The sequence below is a fragment of the Cellulomonas sp. P2_F12 genome, assembly GCF_056403775.1.
The window spans coordinates 1-18203 of the sequence record NZ_JBFUEV010000010.1; the positions used below are offsets into that span (position 1 = coordinate 1).

An 18203-nucleotide genomic window follows, 5' to 3' on the forward strand; every position below is an offset into this window, starting at 1 on the left:
GACCCTCGCAGCTGACCGGTACTAATAAGCCGACAACTTCACCACCTCATTCAATTATTGCTACGCGTCCACTGTGCGGTTCCCGAGAGACGAACGGGAACCCGTTTGACAACTCGACAACGTTACGGCGGTCATAGCGAAGGGGAAACGCCCGGTCCCATTCCGAACCCGGAAGCTAAGCCCTTCAGCGCCGATGGTACTGCACTCGCCAGGGTGTGGGAGAGTAGGACGCCGCCGGACATCATTCAGGAGAAGCCACCCCTACGGGGGTGGCTTCTTCTGTTTCCACCGAACAACATTTGCGCGCAGCGTCGGGCGTATTGATCAGCAAGTTTCACCGCAGTGTCGTCCCCGCTCCGCCTAATCGGCGCGGCCCCACGGCCGCCGTTCGGCGTCCGGAGCAGGGGATGAGACGATGGGGCGGTCGATCGCGACGAGGAGAACACAGATGAACAGCGAGAATCGTGCCGGGGGCACACCTGACGACCGTGGTCGGTCGGGTGGAGCGAACCGCGGTCGACCCGAGGGCTCTGGCAGCTCAGCGCGCGGCCCGCGTGACTCGCAGGGTCGGGGCGGCTCCGGCGGTTCGTCCGGTCGCGACGGCGGTTCCCGGTCGGGAGACCGGCCGCGCTCCGACGGTTCTCGTGACTCGCGCGGTGCTCGACCGGCCTACGGGGCGAGCAACGACCGTGGTTATGGCCAGCAGTCCGGTGGGCGCACAGGTGACTCGCGCGGCGGACGGCCGGCGTCGGGTGACCGTTCGTACGGCAACCGGCCGAGCGGCGACCGTCCCTCGTACGGCGACCGTCCCAGCGGCGGCGACCGGAGTCGTGGTGGCGACCGTCCTTCGTACGGTGACCGGCCTAGTGGTGACCGTCCTTCCTACGGGAACCGGCCCAGCGGTGACCGTCCTTCCTACGGGAACCGGCCCAGTGGTGACCGTCCTTCCTACGGGAACCGGCCGAGCGGCGACCGTCCCTCGTACGGCGACCGGCCCAGTGGCGGCGACCGGAGCCGTGGTGGCGACCGTCCCTCGTACGGTGACCGGCCCAGTGGCGACCGGTCTTCCTACGGGAACCGTCCCGGTGGTGACCGTCCCTCGTACGGCAGCCGGCCGAGCGGTGACCGTCCCTCGTTCGGTAGCCGTCCCGGTGGTGACCGTCCGTCTTACGGCGACCGTTCCGGCTCGGGTGACCGCAACCGAGGTGGCGACCGTCCCTCGTACGGCGATCGTCCCGGTGGTGACCGGTCCTACGGGAACCGTCCCGGTGGTGACCGTCCTTCGTACGGCAACCGACCGAGTGGCGACCGTCCGTCGTACGGCGACCGTCCCAGTGGCGGCGACCGCAGCCGTGGAAGCGACCGCCCCTCGTACGGCGACCGCCCTGCGGGCGGCGACCGCAGCCGAGGTGGGGACCGTCCGTCCTACGGGAACCGCCCCGGTGGCGACCGCCCTTCGTACGGTGACCGTCCCGCTGGCGGCGACCGCAGCCGAGGTGGCGACCGCCCCTCCTACGGTGACCGTCCCGGCGGCGACCGGCCCTCGTACGGCAACCGTCCCGGCGGCGACCGACCCTCCTACGGCGACCGCTCCGGCGGTGGCGACCGCAGCCGTGGTGGCGACCGCCCGAGCTACGGCGACCGGCCTTCCGGTGAGCGCACGTCGTACGGCAGCCGTCCGTCCGGTGACCGACCGACCGGCAACCGTCCCGGCTACGGTGACCGTCCCGCCTCCGGTGACCGGTCCGGTGGTGGGCGTCCCACGGGTGCCCGACCGTACGGCGACCGTTCCGGTGGCGGGCGTCCGACCGGCGATCGTCCCGGCGACGACCGCCGTCCGTACGGCGACAGGTCCGCGAGCGACCGGCCTTCCTCCGGTGGCCAGCGGCCGGCGTACGGCGACCGTGGTGCGCGCCCCGCGTCGGCCGAGCGTCCCGAGCGTTCCGGTTCCGGGCGTCCCCCTGCGGGCGGCAGCCGGTCGGACCGCCCGGCCACGGGTGATCGTCGGCCCCCTGCCGGTCGCTCGGGCTACGAAGGTGCCCGGAGCTCGTCCGGGCCGGACCGGCGGGAGAGCGACGACCGTCGCCTCACGCGTCCGCCGCAGGAGGAGCGCGTCGTGGCCCCCGAGATCCCGGACGAGGTCGTCTTCAGCGATCTCGACCGCGCGGTCCGCGGTCGCCTGCGCACGCTGAGCAAGGACAACGCCGAGGGCGTCGGGCGCCACCTCGTGATGGTGGGCATGCTCCTCGACACGCAGCCCGAGCTGGCGTACGAGCACGCTCAGGCGGCAGTTCGTCGTGCGGGTCGTGTCGACGTCGTCCGCGAGGCCGCCGGCCTGGCCGCCTACCGCACCGAGCGGTACGCCGAGGCGTTGCGCGAGCTTCGCACGGTGCGCCGGCTGAACGGCTCGTCGGAGCACCTCGCGATCATGGCGGACTGCGAGCGTGGCCTCGGCCGGCCCGAGCGAGCGCTCGCGCTGGCTCAGGAGCCCGAGGCGGAGACCCTCGACGCCGAGGCCAAGATCGAGCTCGCGATCGTCGTCAGCGGCGCCCGGCTCGACCTCGGCCAGGCCGAGGCTGCGGTCGCGGCTCTCGCGACGGCGGAGGTCCGGGCGGCCACGGGGCTCGTCGCGGTGCGCGTGGCGCAGGCGCGGGCAACCGCGCTCGAGGCGGCGGGCCGTGCCGACGAGGCAGCGGCCGAGCTCGCGCCGTACACGCAGGACCAGCTCGACGAGGCCGCCGGAAACGTCGAGGTGGAGGACGACGTCGTCGCGTTCGACCTCAGCGAGTTCGACGAGGACGGCGAGTACGACGAGGACGAGTCGGATGACGACGCGCCCGTGGACTCCGCCGCGGCGGAGCTGGACGACGAGGACGACGCGCACCAGGACTCGGCTGCGGCCGAGGACGACGGCGACGCGCCGGCCGACTCGGTCCACCTGGAGTCGGACGCCGACACGGCGGATGACGAGGTGCGCGAGGACTCGTCGAAGGACGACACCGACGACCACGGCGACGACGAGGACGACGCGCCCGCGGGCACGGTCGACGTCGAGGCCGGCGACACCGTGGGCGACGACGAGTCGGTGGGCGACGCGCCCGAGCCCTCGGTGGACGTCGAGTCGGACGAGGCCAGCGACGACGAGGCGGAGGGCGGCCGGTGACGGGCGGGCTCGTCGGGTCGTCGACGCCGCTCGCGGACCGGTTCGACCTCGCGCTCGTCGACCTCGACGGCGTGGCCTACCGCGGGCACGAGCCGATCGACGGCGCGGCCGAGGGGCTGACGTCGGCGCGCGAGCGCGGGATGCGGCTGGTGTTCGTGACCAACAACGCGTCGCGGGAGCCGGAGTCGGTGGCTGACCAGCTCACGGACCTGGGCATCGTCACACACGCGTCCGAGGTCATGACGGCGGCCCAGGCCGCGGCGCAGCTGCTGCGCACGCGCCTGCCGCGGGGTGCGAAGGTGCTGGTCGTCGGGGGCGCAGGTCTGGTGACCGCGGTCCGCTCGGCCGGGTACGAGGTCGTGCACTCCGCCGACGACGAGCCTGCGGCCGTGGCCCAGGGGTTCGCCCCGGAGGTCGGGTGGCCGCAGCTGGCCGAGGCGGCCTACGCGATCGGTCGCGGCGCGTGGCACGTGGCGTCGAACCTCGACCTGAGCCTGCCGACCGCCCGCGGTTTCGCCCCGGGCAACGGCTCGCTCGTCGGGGCCGTCCAGGCGGCGACGGGCGTCGTGCCCGACAGCGCGGGCAAGCCGTCGCCGACGATGTACCGGATGGCCGTGGAGCGCGTCGGTGCGCGCGAGACGCTGGTGATCGGTGACCGGCTGGACACCGACCTCGCCGGGGCGCGCGCGGGCGGCTACATCGGCCTGCACGTGCTCACCGGGGTCAGCTCGGCGCGCGACGACGTGCTGGCCGTGCCGGGGGAGCGTCCGCACCTCATCGGCGCCGACCTGCGATCGCTGCTCGTCGCCCACCCCGAGCCCGAGCAGGGCGCCGAGGGCTGGTGGACGGTGCGCGGGGCGTCGGCGCGGGTGGTCGGTGGGGCGCTCGAGATCGGGCGGGGGACACCGTCGTCGGTCGAGGATCACGTGGACGTCGTCCGGGCCGCGTGCGCAGCGGCCTGGGCCGCCGTCGACGAGGGTGTCGACCTCGACCCGAGCTCGGTGCCCGAGCTCGCGACGGGACCCGCCCAGGGCTGACGGCGTCCGACCGTCGGGCTGCGGCGGGCGCTTCCCCCACGGGTTGTGTGTGGCGAGCAGGCCGCGTCGCCCGCGGCAGGTAGCGTGGGCGCGTCCCGGGTGCAGCGGTTCCCGGGCGCTCGACGTCGCCCGCTGTGCGCGACGTCAGGTCCGACCGGCCGACGTCGTCGTCGGTCCGGGAGCACGACGAGAGCTTGTGGAGGCGGCGCAGTGAGCGAGACCGGAACGTCCGAGACGGCGGACGACGTGACGTCGGTGTCCGACGACGCCGTCGACGAGGCGCTGTCGGCGCTGGTCGGCCTCGAGGACCAGCCGCTGCGCGCGCACGTCGCCGTCTTCGACGCGGTCCACGGCGCGCTGCAGGACCGGCTCGCCGACGCGGAGGGCTGACCAGCGGTGACCACACGCCTCGACACGGAGCTGGTGCGCCGCGGCCTGGCCCGGTCGCGCCGGCACGCCGGGGAGCTGATCGCGGCCGGTCGCGTGACGGTCGACGGTGCGGCGGTCTCGCGCAGCGCAGCTCAGGTGACGGACGACCGGCAGGTCACGGTCGAGCTCGACGACGAGGACCCCGGCTACGCCTCGCGCGCCGGGCACAAGCTCGCGGGAGCGCTGGAGGTGCTCGGCACGCACGGTCCGGCGGTCGCCGGGCGGCGCTGCCTCGACGCGGGCGCCAGCACGGGGGGATTCACGGACGTCCTGCTGCGGGGCGGTGCCGCGCACGTGGTCGCGGTCGACGTCGGGCACGACCAGATGGTCGCGGAGCTGCGAGCCGATCCCCGGGTCGACGTCCGCGAGGGCGTCAACGTCCGGACGCTGACCCGCGGTGACGTCGAGCCGGCACCCGAGCTGGTGGTCGCCGACCTCTCGTTCATCTCCCTGACGCTCGTGCTGCCCGCGCTGGTCGACGTCGCCGCCCCCGATGCCGACCTGCTGGTCATGGTGAAGCCGCAGTTCGAGGTCGGGCGCGACCGGCTCGGATCGGGCGGGGTCGTGCGCCTGCCGGAGCTCTGGGTCGACGCGGTCGTCGGGGTGGCCCGGGTGGCCGCAGGCCTCGGGCTCGCCGTGCTCGGGGTGGTCCGCAGCCCCCTGCCCGGGCCGAGCGGGAACGTCGAGTTCTTCCTCTGGCTGCGCCGACCGGCAGACGGATCACCGGTCGAGGTCCCCGTCGACCAGATCACCGCCGACGTGCTCGGGGTGCAGCGATGAGCCGGCGCGCCCTCGTCGTCACCCACGGTGGGCGCGAGGAGGCCGTGCAGGCCACGCGCGACGTCGTGCGGGAGCTCGAGCGTGCCGGTGTCGAGCCGGTGCTCGCGGCCGAGGACGCCGACGCCGCGGACCTGCCCTCGTTCGAGCTGGCGGTCGTGCTGGGCGGCGACGGGACGATCCTGCGGGCGGCCGAGCTCACGCGCGGGACCGGGGTGCCGCTGCTCGGGGTCAACCTCGGGCACGTCGGGTTCCTCGCGGAGAGCGAGCGTGACGACATCGGCGAGGCGGTGCGCCGACTGACCGCCGGCGAGTTCGACGTCGAGGAGCGCGGCACGCTGGACGTCCGCGTGATCCACCCCGACGGCAGCGTCGGGACCGGTTGGGCCCTCAACGAGGCCGCGCTCGAGAAGGTCGACCGCTCGCGCATGCTCGAGGTGCTGCTCGAGGTGGACGGCCACCCCTTGTCCTCCTTCGGCTGCGACGGGATCGTCGCCGCCACCGCCACGGGCTCGACCGCGCACGCGTTCTCGGCCGGCGGCCCGGTCGTGTGGCCCGACGTCGACGGCATGATCCTGGTGCCCATCTCCGCGCACGCGCTGTTCGCGCGGCCCTTGGTGGTCGGCCCGCGCAGCCTCCTCGCGATCGAGGTGCTCGAGCGGTCGCCCGCGGCCGGGCTGGTCACGCTCGACGGTCGTCGCCGGCTCGAGGTGCCCCACGGCTCGCGAGTCGAGGTCACGCGCAGCGCGGTCCCCGTGCGTCTCGCGCGACTGACCCCGGCCCCGTTCACGACGCGGCTGGTCAACAAGTTCGACCTCCCGGTCGACGGGTGGCGCGGCCGTCCGAGTGCGCCGCGCCCCACGTTCCACGACACCCCGGAGGCCACGCGGTGATCGAGGAGATCCGCATCGAGAACCTCGGCGTCATCGGCCGGGCGCACGTCGAGCTCGGGCCCGGGCTGACCGTGCTCACGGGTGAGACCGGCGCGGGCAAGACGATGGTGCTGACGGCGCTCAACCTCCTGCTCGGTGGCAAGGCGGACCCGGCCACCGTCCGGGTCGGCTCGGCGGCGGCAGCGGTCGAGGGTCGGGTGGTGCTCGAGGCGGGCGCCCGGGCGCTCGGGCGCGCGCAGGAGGCCGGTGCCGAGCTCGACGACGACGGCAGCCTGGTGCTCCTGCGGACGGTCGGCGCCAGCAGTGACGGCACGGTCGGGCGGTCCCGCGCCTACGTCGGCGGCCGGTCCGTGCCGCAGGGCCTGCTCGCGGAGCTGGCGGACGAGCTGGTCACGGTGCACGGGCAGGCGGACCAGGCGCGGCTGCGCTCACCCGCGGTCCAGCGCGAGGCGCTCGACGAGTTCGTCGGTGCCGAGCACGGTGAGCTGCTCGGGCGCTATCGCGCGGCGTGGGCCGAGCGGGCCGGAGTCGACGCCGAGCTGACGGACCTGGTGGACCGCGCCCGCGACCGCACCCGGGAGGCCGAGCTGCTGCGGCTCGGGCTGGCCGAGGTCGAGCGCGTCGACCCGCAGCCCGACGAGGACGTGACGCTGGCCGAGGAGGTCGACCGGCTCTCGCACGCGGAGGACCTGCGGACCGCGGCGGCAGGGGCGCACGCGGCGCTCGTGGGCGCCGACGACGGGACGGACGAGGCGTCCGCGGTCGGCACCATCGAGCTGGCGCGCCGGCTCCTGGAGCACGAGGGTGCCCACGACCCGGCCCTCGCCGCCCTGGCCACCCGCGTGGCGGAGGCCGGGTACCTCCTGGCCGATGCGTCGACGGACCTCGCCGCCTACCTCGAGGACCTGCAGGCGGACCCGTTGCGGCTCGACGCGGCGCAGCGTCGCCGGGCCGAGCTCGGCAGCCTGACCCGCAGCTACGGGTCGACCATCGCCGAGGTGCAAGCCTGGGCGGACTCCGCGGGACTGCGCCTGCTCGCGCTCGACGGCGGCGACGAGCGCATCGAGACCCTGCGGGCGGATCGTGCGCGGCTCGATGCGGAGCTCGACGCGATGGCCGCTCGGCTGACGCAGGGTCGCCTCGCCGGCGCCACGCAGCTGTCCGCGGTGGTGTCGGAGGAGCTGTCCGGCCTGGCGATGGGGGGCGCCGAGCTTCGCGTCGTCGTCGACCCGGCCGACGAGCCCGGACCGCACGGCGGCGACCGGGTCGAGATGCTGCTCGTGCCGCACGCGGGGGCGCCGGCCCGGCCGCTGGGCAAGGGCGCGTCCGGCGGCGAGCTCTCGCGCGTGATGCTGGCCATCGAGGTCGCGCTCGCGACCGCACCGGGTGCCACGCGGCCGGGCACGTTCGTCTTCGACGAGGTCGACGCGGGCGTGGGGGGCCGGGCCGCGATCGAGGTGGGCCGACGCCTGTCGTCCCTCGCGCAGGGCAGCCAGGTGCTCGTCGTGACCCACCTGGCGCAGGTCGCGGCGTTCGCCGACCGGCACCTGGTGGTGACCAAGTCGACCGCGAACGGGGTCGATGTCATCACCGAGTCGGACGTGCGCTTGGTCACGCAGGACGACCGTGTACGCGAGCTGGCCCGCATGCTGTCCGGTCAGGAGGACTCCGACGCCGCGCGGACGCACGCCGCGGAACTGCTCGAGCTCTCGGCCGTGGGACGATGAGCGGCGATGAGAGCCTCCCTGCGCAAGCGCACCGCCCTGCCCGAAGCCGGCGTCGTCGCCGGTCCGGCACGAGTCGACCCACGCACCAAGGCGCTGACCAAGCGTCTGCGCCCGGGTGACATCGCGGTCATCGACCACCTGGACCTCGACCGCGTCTCCGCCGAGGCCCTCGTCGCGTGCCAGCCGGCCGCCGTGCTCAACTCCGCCCGCTCCACGTCGGGCCGCTACCCGAACCTCGGCCCCGAGATCCTGGTCGAGGCGGGCATCCCGCTGATCGACGACCTCGGCGCCGACGTGATGGCGGTGACCGAGGGGCACCGGCTCCGGGTGGTCGACGGGGCCGTGTACGACGGCGAGACGCTGGTCGCCGAGGGCGTGCTGCAGACGGCCGCGACGGTCGAGGCGGCGATGGAGGAGGCCCGCGCCGGCCTCTCCGTGCAGCTCGAGTCGTTCGCCGCGAACACGATGGACTACCTGCGCCGCGAGCGTGACCTGCTCCTCGACGGCGTGGGCGTGCCCGACATCGCCACCGTGATCGACGGCCGGCAGGTGCTCATCGTGGTCCGCGGCTACCACTACAAGGAAGACCTGGTCACGCTGCGGCCGTACATCCGGGAGTACCGGCCCGTGCTGATCGGGGTCGACGGCGGAGCCGACGCGATCCTCGACGCCGGCTGGAAGCCCGACCTCATCGTCGGCGACATGGACTCCGTGTCGGACCGCGCGCTCACCTGCGGCGCCGAGGTCGTGGTGCACGCCTACCGTGACGGTCGCGCGCCCGGTCTCGCCCGCGTGGAGCAGCTGGACGTCAAGCACGTCGTGTTCCCGGCCACGGGCACCAGCGAGGACGTCGCCATGCTTCTTGCCGACGACAAGGGCGCCGAGCTCATCGTCGCCGTCGGCACGCACGCCACGCTCGTGGAGTTCCTGGACAAGGGGCGCTCCGGCATGGCCAGCACGTTCCTGACCCGCCTGCGCGTCGGCAGCAAGCTGGTCGACGCGAAGGGTGTCTCGCGGCTGTACCGGAACCGGATCTCCAACGTGCAGCTCACGCTGCTCGTCCTGGCCGGCCTCCTGGCGCTCGGGGTGGCGCTCGCCTCGACCGCGGCGGGCCAGACCCTCATCGGCCTGCTCGGTGCGCGCATCGACGACATCACCTCGTGGGTGAGCGGGCTGTTCGGATGACCCCCGCCGCCTGCACCCTGCACCCGGTCCCGGTTCACGCCGGCCACGTACCCGACGGAGACCTCGCACCGTGATCGACTTCCGCTACCACATCGTCTCGCTCATCTCCGTGTTCCTGGCGCTGGCCGTCGGCATCGCGCTGGGGGCCGGCCCGCTCAAGGAGACGATCGGCGACACGCTCACCGGTCAGGTCGAGCAGCTGCGCGGGGAGAAGGACGCCCTCCGGGCCGAGCTCGACGTGACGTCGGGCGACCTGAAGGACACCGAGACGTACATCGACGCGGCCGGTCCGCAGCTCCTCGACGGTGCGCTGACCGACCGTCGCGTCGCGGTCATCGCGCTGGGCAAGGTCGACGAGTCGACTCGCACCGCGATCGACGAGCGGCTCGCGCAGTCGGGTGCGTCGGTGACGGCCCACGTCACGCTCGAGGAGACCTGGGCGGACCCCGACGCCCGCACGTTCCGCCAGGCGCTGGTCGGCCAGCTGCTGACGTACCTCGACCCGGTGCCCGCCGACGACGCGGGCGTCGAGGGCGAGCTCGCCTCGGCGCTGGTGCAGGCGCTGGTGACGTCCGACCCGACCAACCCCGACGCGCTGTCCGACGACGCGTCCGTGCTGCTGCAGCTGCTGTCCTCGAGCGAGAGCGACAGCCCGCTGGTCACGGTGGCCGACCCGGTGACGGTCCCGGCCGACGCGATCGTCGTGATCGGTGTGCCCATCGTGGTGCCCGCCGGCGACGCGACGCCCAGCCCCGAGCCGTCCGCGTCGGTCGTGGCGTCGCAGCTCGCGGTGCTCACGGCCGCCCAGGAGCTCTCGTCCGGCGCGGTGCTGGCCGACGGGCCGCGCGGCAAGGGGAGCCTGACGGACGCCGTGCTCGCGGACCAGGACCTGGCCGGCTCCGTCACGACCGTGTCGGGCACCGACGTGGTCACCGGGCAGGTCAACGTGCCGCTCGCCCTGGCCGGCCGGATCGCCGGCACCAACGGCCACTACGGTTTCGGCGACGGCGAGACGCCCATCCCGGCGGCCGTCGTGCTGCCGCCGGTCGACCGCACCCCGAGGGTGACCGAGGGGGCGGGCGTGTCCGGCGGGACCGACGGATGACGGTCGGCCTGCTGCGGCGGGTGCTGGCCGGGGTCGTCGCGAGCGGGGTGACCGCCGTGACGCGCGGCGCCCTGGACGGTCAGATCCCGGGCGGCCAGGAGCGCTGGCTGCGCACGAACCATCGCGGTGAGCCGATCAGCCTGCTCGAGGGCCCTGCGGTCGCCGCCGGGCTGCTCGCGGGCGGGCTCGTCGGAGCGCCATCGACCCGGGGCGCGCTCGCGCTGACGGTCGCGGCCGCGTCCGGTGCGGCGTTCGGGCTCGTCGACGACCTCGGCGAGGACACCTCGGCGCGGCGCAAGGGGCTGCGGGGGCACCTCGGTGCCCTGGCGCGCGGTGAGCTGACGACCGGCGGCCTCAAGGTTCTCGGCATCGGCGCGGGCGCGCTGGTGGCGGCCGCCGTCGCGACGCCGGTGCACCGGCCCGACGGCACGCGCCGGTCGGCGGTCGGCTGGCTGGCCGACGTCGCCGGCTCGGGCGCGCTGGTGGCGTCGAGCGCCAACCTGCTGAACCTGCTGGACCTGCGGCCCGGGCGCGCGCTCAAGGCGGCGACGCTCATCGCGGCGCCGCTGGCCGTCGGACCGGGCAGCGGGTCCGGTGCGGCCGCGTCCGTCCTCGGCATCGTCGGTGCGGCGATGGACCAGGACCTGGCCGAGGCCGACATGCTCGGCGACGGGGGAGCGAACGCCCTCGGCGCGACCCTCGGCACCGCGGTGGTGCTCAGCGCGCCCCGGCCCGTCCGGCTCGCCGTGCTCGCGGTCGTCGTCGGGCTCACCGTGGCGAGCGAGAAGGTGAGCTTCACGCGCGTGATCGAGAGCACCCCGGTGCTGCGCGAGATCGACGCCTGGGGCCGTCGGGCGGCCGACACCCCGGTGGACCGGTCCGCGTGAGCCCCGCCGCGCGGCGCACCCTCGCCGGGCTCGGCGGCGCCGCCGCCATGATCGCGGCCGTGACCGTCCTGAGCCGCGTGCTCGGGTTCGCGCGCTACCTGGTCCAGGCGCACGCGTTCCAGGCGGGGAGCATCGGAGGCGTCTACAACACGGCCAACACGCTGCCGAACGTCCTCTTCGAGGTCGCCGCCGGTGGTGCCCTCGCCGGTGCGCTCGTCCCCGTGCTCGCCCTGCCGGTGTCCCGCGCGCTGCGCAAGGACGTCGACGCGATCACGTCGGCCACGTTCGGCTGGACGCTCCTGGTCCTCGTCCCGCTCGGAGCCGCCCTGGCGGCGTGCAGCGGGCTGATCGCCTCGGCGTGGCCCGGGCAGCTCGGTGACGCCGAGCGCGACCTGCTGCAGTACTTCATTGCGGTCTTCGCGGTGCAGGTGCCGATGTACGGCGTCGCGGTGCTGCTCTACGCCGTGCTCCAGGCGCACAAGCGGTTCTTCTGGCCGGCCTTCGCGCCCGTGCTGTCGTCGCTCGTCGTCATCGCGACGTACCTCGTCTACGCGGCGCTGGCCGACGGCGAGCTCGACGACCCGGCGGCCGTCACCAGCGGGGCGCTCGCCGTCCTCGGCTGGGGGACCACGCTCGGGGTCGCCGCGATGTGCTTCCCGATGTTCGTCCCGGTCCACCGCCTCGGCGTGCGGATCCGGCCGACCCTGCGGTTCCCGGCCGGCGTCGGCCGTCGCCTGGCCGTCCTCGCGTTCGCGGGCATCGGCTCGCTGGTCGCGCAGCAGCTCTCCGTGCTGGTCAGCCTCGTGGTCGCCAGCGCCCGGGGGAACGTGGGCACCTGGTCGGTCTTCCTCTGGTCGCAGCAGGTGTACCTGCTGCCGTACGCGGTCCTCGTCGTGCCGCTGGCCACCTCGACGTTCCCCCGCCTCGCGGCCCGCGCGGCGTCCGGCGAGCACGAGGGGTTCGCACGCATGGCCTCGGGGACCACCCGCGCGGTGCTGGCCGCCGCCGCGCTGGGCAGCGCCGCGCTGGTGGCGGCGGCACCGGCCGTCACGGACATCTTCGTGGGGATCGCCGACGGCGGGGCGGGCATGCGCGCCATGACCACGACGATCACGTGGCTGATGCCCGGGCTGCTCGGCTTCGCGCTGATGTTCCATGCGTCGCGCGCCCTGTACGCCCTCGAGCGCGGCCGGTCGGCAATCGCCGCGAACGTCGCCGGATGGGGCACCGTCGCGGTGGCGACCCCGGTGATCGCGGCGGCGCTGGTCCCGGCCGGCCACGACCCGGACGCGACGCTGCTCGCGCTCGCGCAGGCCAGCTCGCTCGGCATGCTGGTCGGTGGCACGGTGGCGGTCGTCCTGCTGCGGCGCGCCGCCGGCCGGGCCGCGACCGCCGGTCTGGTGCGGGCCGCGGTCGTCCTCGTTGTCGGTGCGGGCCTCGGCGCCCTCCTGGGTCGCTGGGTGGTGGACACGGTCGCGCAGGTGGCCGGCCACGGCGTGCTCACGGCGATCGGCGCGGCGGCCGGAGGCGGGATCATCGCCGCCCTCGTCGTCGCCGGTGCCGTGCTGGCCGGGGACCGCGGGACGCTGCGGGACTTCCGGAGCCTCGAGGCGCAGCCGCGGCCGCTCGTCGACGTCCGGGTCACAGACCCCGCCAACCCGAACGCGCCGCTGTCCTGACCTCCGACGTGTCCCGACTCACCTCGCGGGACCCTCCGGCCGGGCGCGTTCGTCGGGTAGGCTGGAATCCCGTGACAGAGCGCGCGCATCGACTCTCCGGGCGGTCGGATTCCACGACCCGGCACATCTTCGTCACTGGGGGTGTTGCCTCCTCCCTCGGTAAGGGTCTGACGGCGAGCAGCCTCGGCCGACTCCTCCGCTCCCGTGGCCTCCGCGTCACGATGCAAAAGCTGGACCCGTATCTCAACGTGGACCCGGGCACCATGAACCCGTTCCAGCACGGCGAGGTCTTCGTCACCGAGGACGGCGCCGAGACGGACCTGGACGTCGGCCACTACGAGCGGTTCCTCGACGTGAACCTCGTGGGCTCGGCCAACGTGACCACCGGGCAGGTGTACTCGCAGGTCATCGCCAAGGAGCGACGCGGCGAGTACCTCGGCGACACGGTGCAGGTCATCCCGCACATCACCGACGAGATCAAGACCCGCATGCGTCAGCAGGCGGACTCCGACATCGACGTGATCATCACCGAGATCGGCGGCACGGTCGGCGACATCGAGTCGCTGCCGTTCCTCGAGGCCGCGCGCCAGGTGCGCCACGACCTCGGCCGCGACAACGTGTTCTTCCTGCACGTCTCGCTGGTGCCGTACATCGGTCCGTCGGGCGAGCTGAAGACGAAGCCGACCCAGCACTCCGTCGCCGCGCTGCGCAGCATCGGCATCCAGCCCGACGCGATCGTCCTGCGCGCGGACCGCGACGTCCCCGACGCCACGAAGCGCAAGATCGCGCTCATGTGCGACGTGGACGTCGAGGGCGTCGTCACCGCCAAGGACGCCCCGAGCATCTACGACATCCCCCGCGTGCTGCACTCCGAGGGGCTCGACGCCTACGTCGTGCAGCGGCTGAGCCTCCCGTTCCGGGACGTCGAGTGGAAGGGCTGGGACGAGCTGCTGCACCGTGTGCACCAGCCCGCCCACCGCGTCGAGGTCGCGCTCGTCGGCAAGTACATCGACCTGCCCGACGCGTACCTGTCCGTCACCGAGGCCCTGCGCGCCGGCGGCTTCCACCACGACACCAAGGTCGTCATCCGCTGGGTCACCTCCGACGACTGCCAGACGCCCGAGGGCGCGCGGCTCGCCCTCGAGGGTGTCGACGCGGTGCTGGTGCCCGGCGGGTTCGGCGTCCGGGGGATCGAGGGCAAGCTCGGCGCGCTGCGCTGGGCCCGCGAGAACCTCATCCCGACGCTCGGCATCTGCCTCGGCCTGCAGTGCATGGTCATCGAGTACTCGCGCAACGTCCTGGGCCTCGACGGCGCGTCGTCGTCCGAGTTCGACGCTGACCCGTCGCACCCCGTCATCGCCACGATGGCCGAGCAGCTCGCGATCGTCGGCGGCGAGGGCGACCTGGGCGGCACCATGCGCCTGGGTGCCTACGAGGCCGTCCTCACGCCCGGGTCCGTCGTGTCCGAGGCGTACGGCGCCACGCGCGTCTCCGAGCGCCACCGCCACCGCTACGAGGTGAACAACGCGTACCGCGACAAGCTCGAGGACGCCGGCCTGGTGATCTCCGGCGTCTCGCCCGACACCTCGCTGGTCGAGTTCGTCGAGCTGCCGAAGGACGTGCACCCGTACTACGTGTCCACGCAGGCGCACCCCGAGTTCAAGTCGCGTCCGACCCGGGCGCACCCGCTGTTCGCCGGGCTCGTCGAGGCCGCTCTCGCCCAGCGCGGCGACGAGTCCTGATGGGGGAGCCGCTCGCTGACCGCTCGGCGGCGCGGCCCGTCCTGACGCACGAGGTCATCCACACGGGGAGGATCTTCGACCTGGTCGGCGACGTGGTCGATCTCGGGGACACGCAGGTGCTGCGCGAGTACGTCGCGCACCCCGGCGCCGTCGCCGTGATCGCCCTCGACGACGACGACCGGGTGCTGCTGCTGTCGCAGTACCGGCACCCGGTGCGCTCGGAGCTCTGGGAGCCGCCCGCCGGCCTGCGGGACGTCCCCGACGAGGAGCTCGTCGTCGCGGCGGCCCGCGAGCTGGCCGAGGAGGCCGACCTGGTCGCCGGAGCGTGGTGGCGGCTGGTCGACTTCTTCACGACGCCGGGCGGCTCGGACGAGCGGATCAGGGTATTCCTCGCGCGCGACCTGAGCCCGGTGGCCGACGGCGACCGGCACACCCGCACCGACGAGGAGGCCTCGATGGTGCCCGTGTGGGTGCCGCTGGACGAGGCCGTCGCTGCCGCGCTGGCCGGCCGGCTGCACAGCCCGACGGCGGTCACCGGCGTGCTGGCGGCCGCTGCTGCCCGGGCGGGCGGCTGGTCGTCCTTGGTGCCCGTCACGCTGCCGAGCGCCGGCTGACGGCACGTCGCTCGACGGACGCCGACGGCGCGCGACCCCTCGTCGCGCGCCGTCAGCCGCCGCTCAGCGGCTGGTCGACCGCCGGTACTGCATGTTGGCGAGCGGCACGAACACGATGATGAAGATCGCCGTCCAGATCAGCGTGTAGAGCTCCGCGTGCTGCAGGGGCCATGCGGTCGGCGGCGGGACCTCCGGCGGGATGTTGCCGAAGAGCTCGCGCGACGCCTGGGTCACCGCGGACACCGGGTTCCACTCGGCGAACGTCTGCAGTGGCGCCGGGAGCGTCTCCAGGGGCACGAAGGTGTTGGCGACGAACGTCAGCGGGAAGATCACGATGAACGTGGCGTTGTTGAACACCTCGGGGCTCGGGACCAGCATGCCGAGCCACGCCATGATCCACGAGATGGCGTAGGCGAAGACGATGAGCAGCAGGTAGCCGAGCGCCGCCTCCGCGACCGAGCTGTGGATGCCCCAGCCGACCAGGAGCCCGGTCAGCGACATCACGATCAGCACGAGCACGTTGTTGGCGACGTCGGAGATCGTCCTGCCCGTCAGCACCGCCGACGGGGCCATCGGCAGCGACCGGAACCGGTCGATGATCCCCTTCTTCAGGTCGTCCGCCAGACCTGCGCCCGTGATGGTGGCGCCGAAGATCACGGTCTGGGCGAAGATGCCGGCCATGAGGAACTCGCGGTACGCGTCGGGGTCGGCGCCGCCGGGCACGGCGATCGCACCGCCGAACACGTAGGCGAACAGCAGGACGAACATGATGGGCGACAGCGTGGTGAAGACCAGCAGGTCCGGGACGCGCTTGATCTTGATGATGTTGCGCTTGGCGACGACGTAGGAGTCGGCGAAGACGGTCGGCGCGGCCATCAGGCACCTTCCTCGGAGAGCTCGTCGGCGGCCGCGTGACGGCCGGCTCGCGCGGCGTCCGGAACCGGCGGCGGGGGAGGCTCCGACGCGGGGGGCTCTCCCTCCTCCCCGTCCTCGGCGGCCCGCCCGGTCAGGGACAGGAAGACGTCGTCCAGCGTCGGCCGGCGCAGTCCGACGTCGTCGATCACGATCCCCGCGTCGTCGAGGACCCGCAGCGCCTCCGTGAGCACCTGCGCGCCGCCGCTGATCGGCATGAGCAGCGTCCGTCGGCCCTCGTCCAGGCCGGCCTTGCCGACGCCCATGGGCTCGAGCAGGTCCCGGGCGTCCAGCAGCCGCGCCGGGTCCCTCACGGTGAGCTCGAGCCGCTCCCCGCCAACCTGCATCTTGAGCTGGTCCGCCGTGCCCTGCGCGATGATCTTGCCGTGGTCGATGACGACGATGTCGTCCGCCAGCAGGTCGGCCTCCTCGAGGTACTGCGTGGTCAGCAGGAGCGTGGTCCCGCCGGCGACGAGGTTCTGGATGACCTCCCACATCTCGGTCCGACCGCGGGGGTCCAGGCCCGTCGTCGGCTCGTCGAGGAAGATGATCGGCGGGTCGGCGACGAGCGCGCCCGCGAGGTCCAGCCGGCGCCGCATGCCGCCCGAGTAGGTCTTGGACGGACGGTCCGCGGCGTCCTCGAGCCGGAACGCCGCCAGCAGCTCGCGTGCCCGCTCGCGCGACCGCTTCACGCCCAGGTGGTAGAGCCGCCCGATCATGTCGAGGTTCTCGAAGCCGGTGAGGTACTCGTCGACGGCGGCGTACTGGCCCGAGAGGCCGATCCGGCGCCGGACGTCCCGCGGCTTGGCGAGGACGTCCACGCCGGCCACCGTCGCGGACCCGCTGTCGGGCTTCAGGAGCGTGGTGAGGATGCGGACGATCGTGGTCTTGCCGGCGCCGTTGGGGCCGAGCAGCCCGAGCACCGAGCCGGACGGCACGGTGAGGTCGACCCCGTCGAGGGCCGTGACGCTCTTGTAGTGCTTGACGAGTCCCTGCGCAGTGATCGCGTCAGCCATGGGTCGAGGCTAGGAGAGACCACCGACATCGGCACAGGGCATACCCGGGCAGACCGGGTCAGGCGGCGGTGTGCACCCCGTCGAGCGCCGGGACCGTCGAGCGCGTGCGCAGGCTGCCCACGAAGAACGTCACCGTCGACGCCAGCAGCGCGGCACCGAGCATGTGGAGGTTGACCAGCCCGATCGGCAGGCCGGTGAACAGCTGGACGTAGCCGATCAGGCCCTGGCTCAGCGTGACCCCGAGCAGGACCAGCCCGGTGGTCCACGGGCGCCCGGACACGCCCCGGCGGCGCAGCAGCACCAGCACGGCGACGAGGACGGCGACGAAGGCCCAGACGGACGCGGCGTGCAGCTTCGCCATGAGCCATGGGTCGACGCCGAACCGGTAGCCCACCTCGTCGTCACCCGAGTGCGGCCCCGCGCCGGTCACGACGACGCCGAGGGCGAGCACCACAGCCGTCAGCGCCACGAGCACGCGGGCGAGGGTGCGGGTGGTGCGGTCGACCAGGGGCACGGCCGGCCCGTCGCCCTCGCGCGTCCGCACGACGAGCCACGTCGAGAACGCGACCAGGGCCATGGAGATGAGCAGGTGGCTGCCGACGATCGCGGGGTTCAGGTCGACCAGCACGGTGATGCCGCCGATGACGGCCTGGACGAGGACGCCGACGACGGGCACGACGCCGAGCCGGCGGTACGCCGACGGGCGGCGGCGGTCGCCGGTCACCAGGAGGGCCACGGCCAGGGCGATGACCACGAGCACGAAGCTGACGGTCCGGTTGCCGAACTCGATGAAGGGGTGCAGCGACGTCGCCTCGTGCAGCTGCGGCGTGAACTGCCCGGGCTCGCACTGGGGCCACGTCGAGCAGCCGAGGCCCGAGCCGGTGAGACGCACGGCGCCACCGGTGACGATGATCGCGATCTGCCCGGCCAGGTTGGCGACGACGGCCGTCCAGGTCCACCGGTCGCGGATCCGGTCCAGGGTCGACGACGGGGCGTCGAGGGCAGGCGTCGAGCTCACGTCGACCAGCCTACGGTCC

The 18203-nt window shown here is 73.7% G+C and carries 15 protein-coding genes and 1 rRNA gene; 13 read left to right on the plus strand and 3 right to left on the minus strand.

The features are described 5' to 3' along the window. Window positions 1-123 precede the first annotated feature (123 nt). From rrf to AC1DWH_RS17535, 13 genes are all read left to right on the plus strand, one after another. Window positions 124-240, plus strand: a 5S ribosomal RNA gene (rrf, locus tag AC1DWH_RS17475). 1876 nt (window positions 241-2116) lie between these two features. After that, complete coding sequence (locus tag AC1DWH_RS17480; protein WP_477094758.1) at window positions 2117-3163, plus strand: hypothetical protein; 1047 nt, start codon at window positions 2117-2119, stop codon at window positions 3161-3163. After that, complete coding sequence (locus AC1DWH_RS17485) at window positions 3160-4200, plus strand: HAD-IIA family hydrolase (RefSeq protein WP_477094759.1); 1041 nt, start codon at window positions 3160-3162, stop codon at window positions 4198-4200. Before AC1DWH_RS17480 ends, AC1DWH_RS17485 begins: the two co-directional genes overlap by 4 nt. Before the next feature lie 210 nt (window positions 4201-4410). Continuing rightward, on the plus strand, window positions 4411-4590 hold the full coding sequence (locus AC1DWH_RS17490) for a hypothetical protein (RefSeq protein WP_477094760.1): 180 nt from the start codon (window positions 4411-4413) through the stop codon (window positions 4588-4590). Between the two features lie 6 nt (window positions 4591-4596). Further along, window positions 4597-5409, plus strand: a complete 813-nt coding sequence (locus AC1DWH_RS17495; RefSeq protein ID WP_477094761.1) for a TlyA family RNA methyltransferase — start codon at window positions 4597-4599, stop codon at window positions 5407-5409. Further along, window positions 5406-6299 (plus strand): NAD kinase, encoded by an 894-nt coding sequence (locus tag AC1DWH_RS17500; protein WP_477094762.1) that lies wholly within the window; start codon window positions 5406-5408, stop codon window positions 6297-6299. The genes AC1DWH_RS17495 and AC1DWH_RS17500 overlap by 4 nt, the downstream gene beginning before the upstream one ends. After that, complete coding sequence (gene recN, locus AC1DWH_RS17505) at window positions 6296-8026, plus strand: DNA repair protein RecN (RefSeq protein WP_477094763.1); 1731 nt, start codon at window positions 6296-6298, stop codon at window positions 8024-8026. The genes AC1DWH_RS17500 and recN overlap by 4 nt, the downstream gene beginning before the upstream one ends. Before the next feature lie 6 nt (window positions 8027-8032). Further along, complete coding sequence (gene steA / locus AC1DWH_RS17510; RefSeq protein ID WP_477094764.1) at window positions 8033-9211, plus strand: putative cytokinetic ring protein SteA; 1179 nt, start codon at window positions 8033-8035, stop codon at window positions 9209-9211. Between the two features lie 70 nt (window positions 9212-9281). Then, window positions 9282-10316: a copper transporter gene (locus AC1DWH_RS17515; RefSeq protein WP_456847449.1), complete on the plus strand. Its 1035-nt coding sequence runs from the start codon at window positions 9282-9284 to the stop codon at window positions 10314-10316. After that, window positions 10313-11203 carry a hypothetical protein gene (locus AC1DWH_RS17520; RefSeq protein ID WP_477094765.1) on the plus strand — a complete coding sequence of 297 codons (891 nt, stop codon included), beginning with the start codon at window positions 10313-10315 and terminating at the stop codon, window positions 11201-11203. Before AC1DWH_RS17515 ends, AC1DWH_RS17520 begins: the two co-directional genes overlap by 4 nt. Then, window positions 11200-12882, plus strand: coding sequence for a murein biosynthesis integral membrane protein MurJ (gene murJ / locus AC1DWH_RS17525; RefSeq protein WP_477094766.1), 1683 nt, complete (start codon window positions 11200-11202; stop codon window positions 12880-12882). Before AC1DWH_RS17520 ends, murJ begins: the two co-directional genes overlap by 4 nt. Window positions 12883-12953: 71 nt before the next feature. Then, entirely contained in the window at window positions 12954-14624 is a 1671-nt protein-coding gene (locus tag AC1DWH_RS17530) for a CTP synthase (protein WP_456846778.1), read from the plus strand. Continuing rightward, window positions 14624-15238 carry an NUDIX domain-containing protein gene (locus AC1DWH_RS17535; RefSeq protein ID WP_477094767.1) on the plus strand — a complete coding sequence of 205 codons (615 nt, stop codon included), beginning with the start codon at window positions 14624-14626 and terminating at the stop codon, window positions 15236-15238. Before AC1DWH_RS17530 ends, AC1DWH_RS17535 begins: the two co-directional genes overlap by 1 nt. Before the next feature lie 63 nt (window positions 15239-15301). On the opposite strand, the gene AC1DWH_RS17540 is transcribed toward AC1DWH_RS17535, so the two are convergent. The 3 genes from AC1DWH_RS17540 to AC1DWH_RS17550 are packed head-to-tail and all read right to left on the minus strand — an operon-like array spanning window position 15302 to window position 18184. Further along, entirely contained in the window at window positions 15302-16114 is an 813-nt protein-coding gene (locus tag AC1DWH_RS17540) for an ABC transporter permease (protein ID WP_477094768.1), read from the minus strand. Continuing rightward, window positions 16114-17166: an ATP-binding cassette domain-containing protein gene (locus AC1DWH_RS17545; protein ID WP_477094769.1), complete on the minus strand. Its 1053-nt coding sequence runs from the start codon at window positions 17164-17166 to the stop codon at window positions 16114-16116. The genes AC1DWH_RS17540 and AC1DWH_RS17545 overlap by 1 nt, the downstream gene beginning before the upstream one ends. 58 nt (window positions 17167-17224) lie before the next feature. Further along, window positions 17225-18184, minus strand: a complete 960-nt coding sequence (locus tag AC1DWH_RS17550; RefSeq protein WP_477094770.1) for a COX15/CtaA family protein — start codon at window positions 18182-18184, stop codon at window positions 17225-17227. Window positions 18185-18203 lie beyond the last annotated feature (19 nt).

Excerpts from the sequence above, each read along its gene's own strand:
- AC1DWH_RS17535 (WP_477094767.1), top strand. The coding sequence starts at position 14,624 with ATGGGGGAGCCGCTCGCTGACCGCTCGGCGGCGCGGCCCGTCCTGACG.
- AC1DWH_RS17520 (WP_477094765.1), top strand. The coding sequence starts at position 10,313 with ATGACGGTCGGCCTGCTGCGGCGGGTGCTGGCCGGGGTCGTCGCGAGC.
- AC1DWH_RS17540 (WP_477094768.1), bottom strand. The coding sequence starts at position 16,114 with ATGGCCGCGCCGACCGTCTTCGCCGACTCCTACGTCGTCGCCAAGCGC.
- AC1DWH_RS17500 (WP_477094762.1), top strand. The coding sequence starts at position 5,406 with ATGAGCCGGCGCGCCCTCGTCGTCACCCACGGTGGGCGCGAGGAGGCC.
- steA (WP_477094764.1), top strand. The coding sequence starts at position 8,033 with ATGAGAGCCTCCCTGCGCAAGCGCACCGCCCTGCCCGAAGCCGGCGTC.
- AC1DWH_RS17545 (WP_477094769.1), bottom strand. The coding sequence starts at position 17,166 with ATGGCTGACGCGATCACTGCGCAGGGACTCGTCAAGCACTACAAGAGC.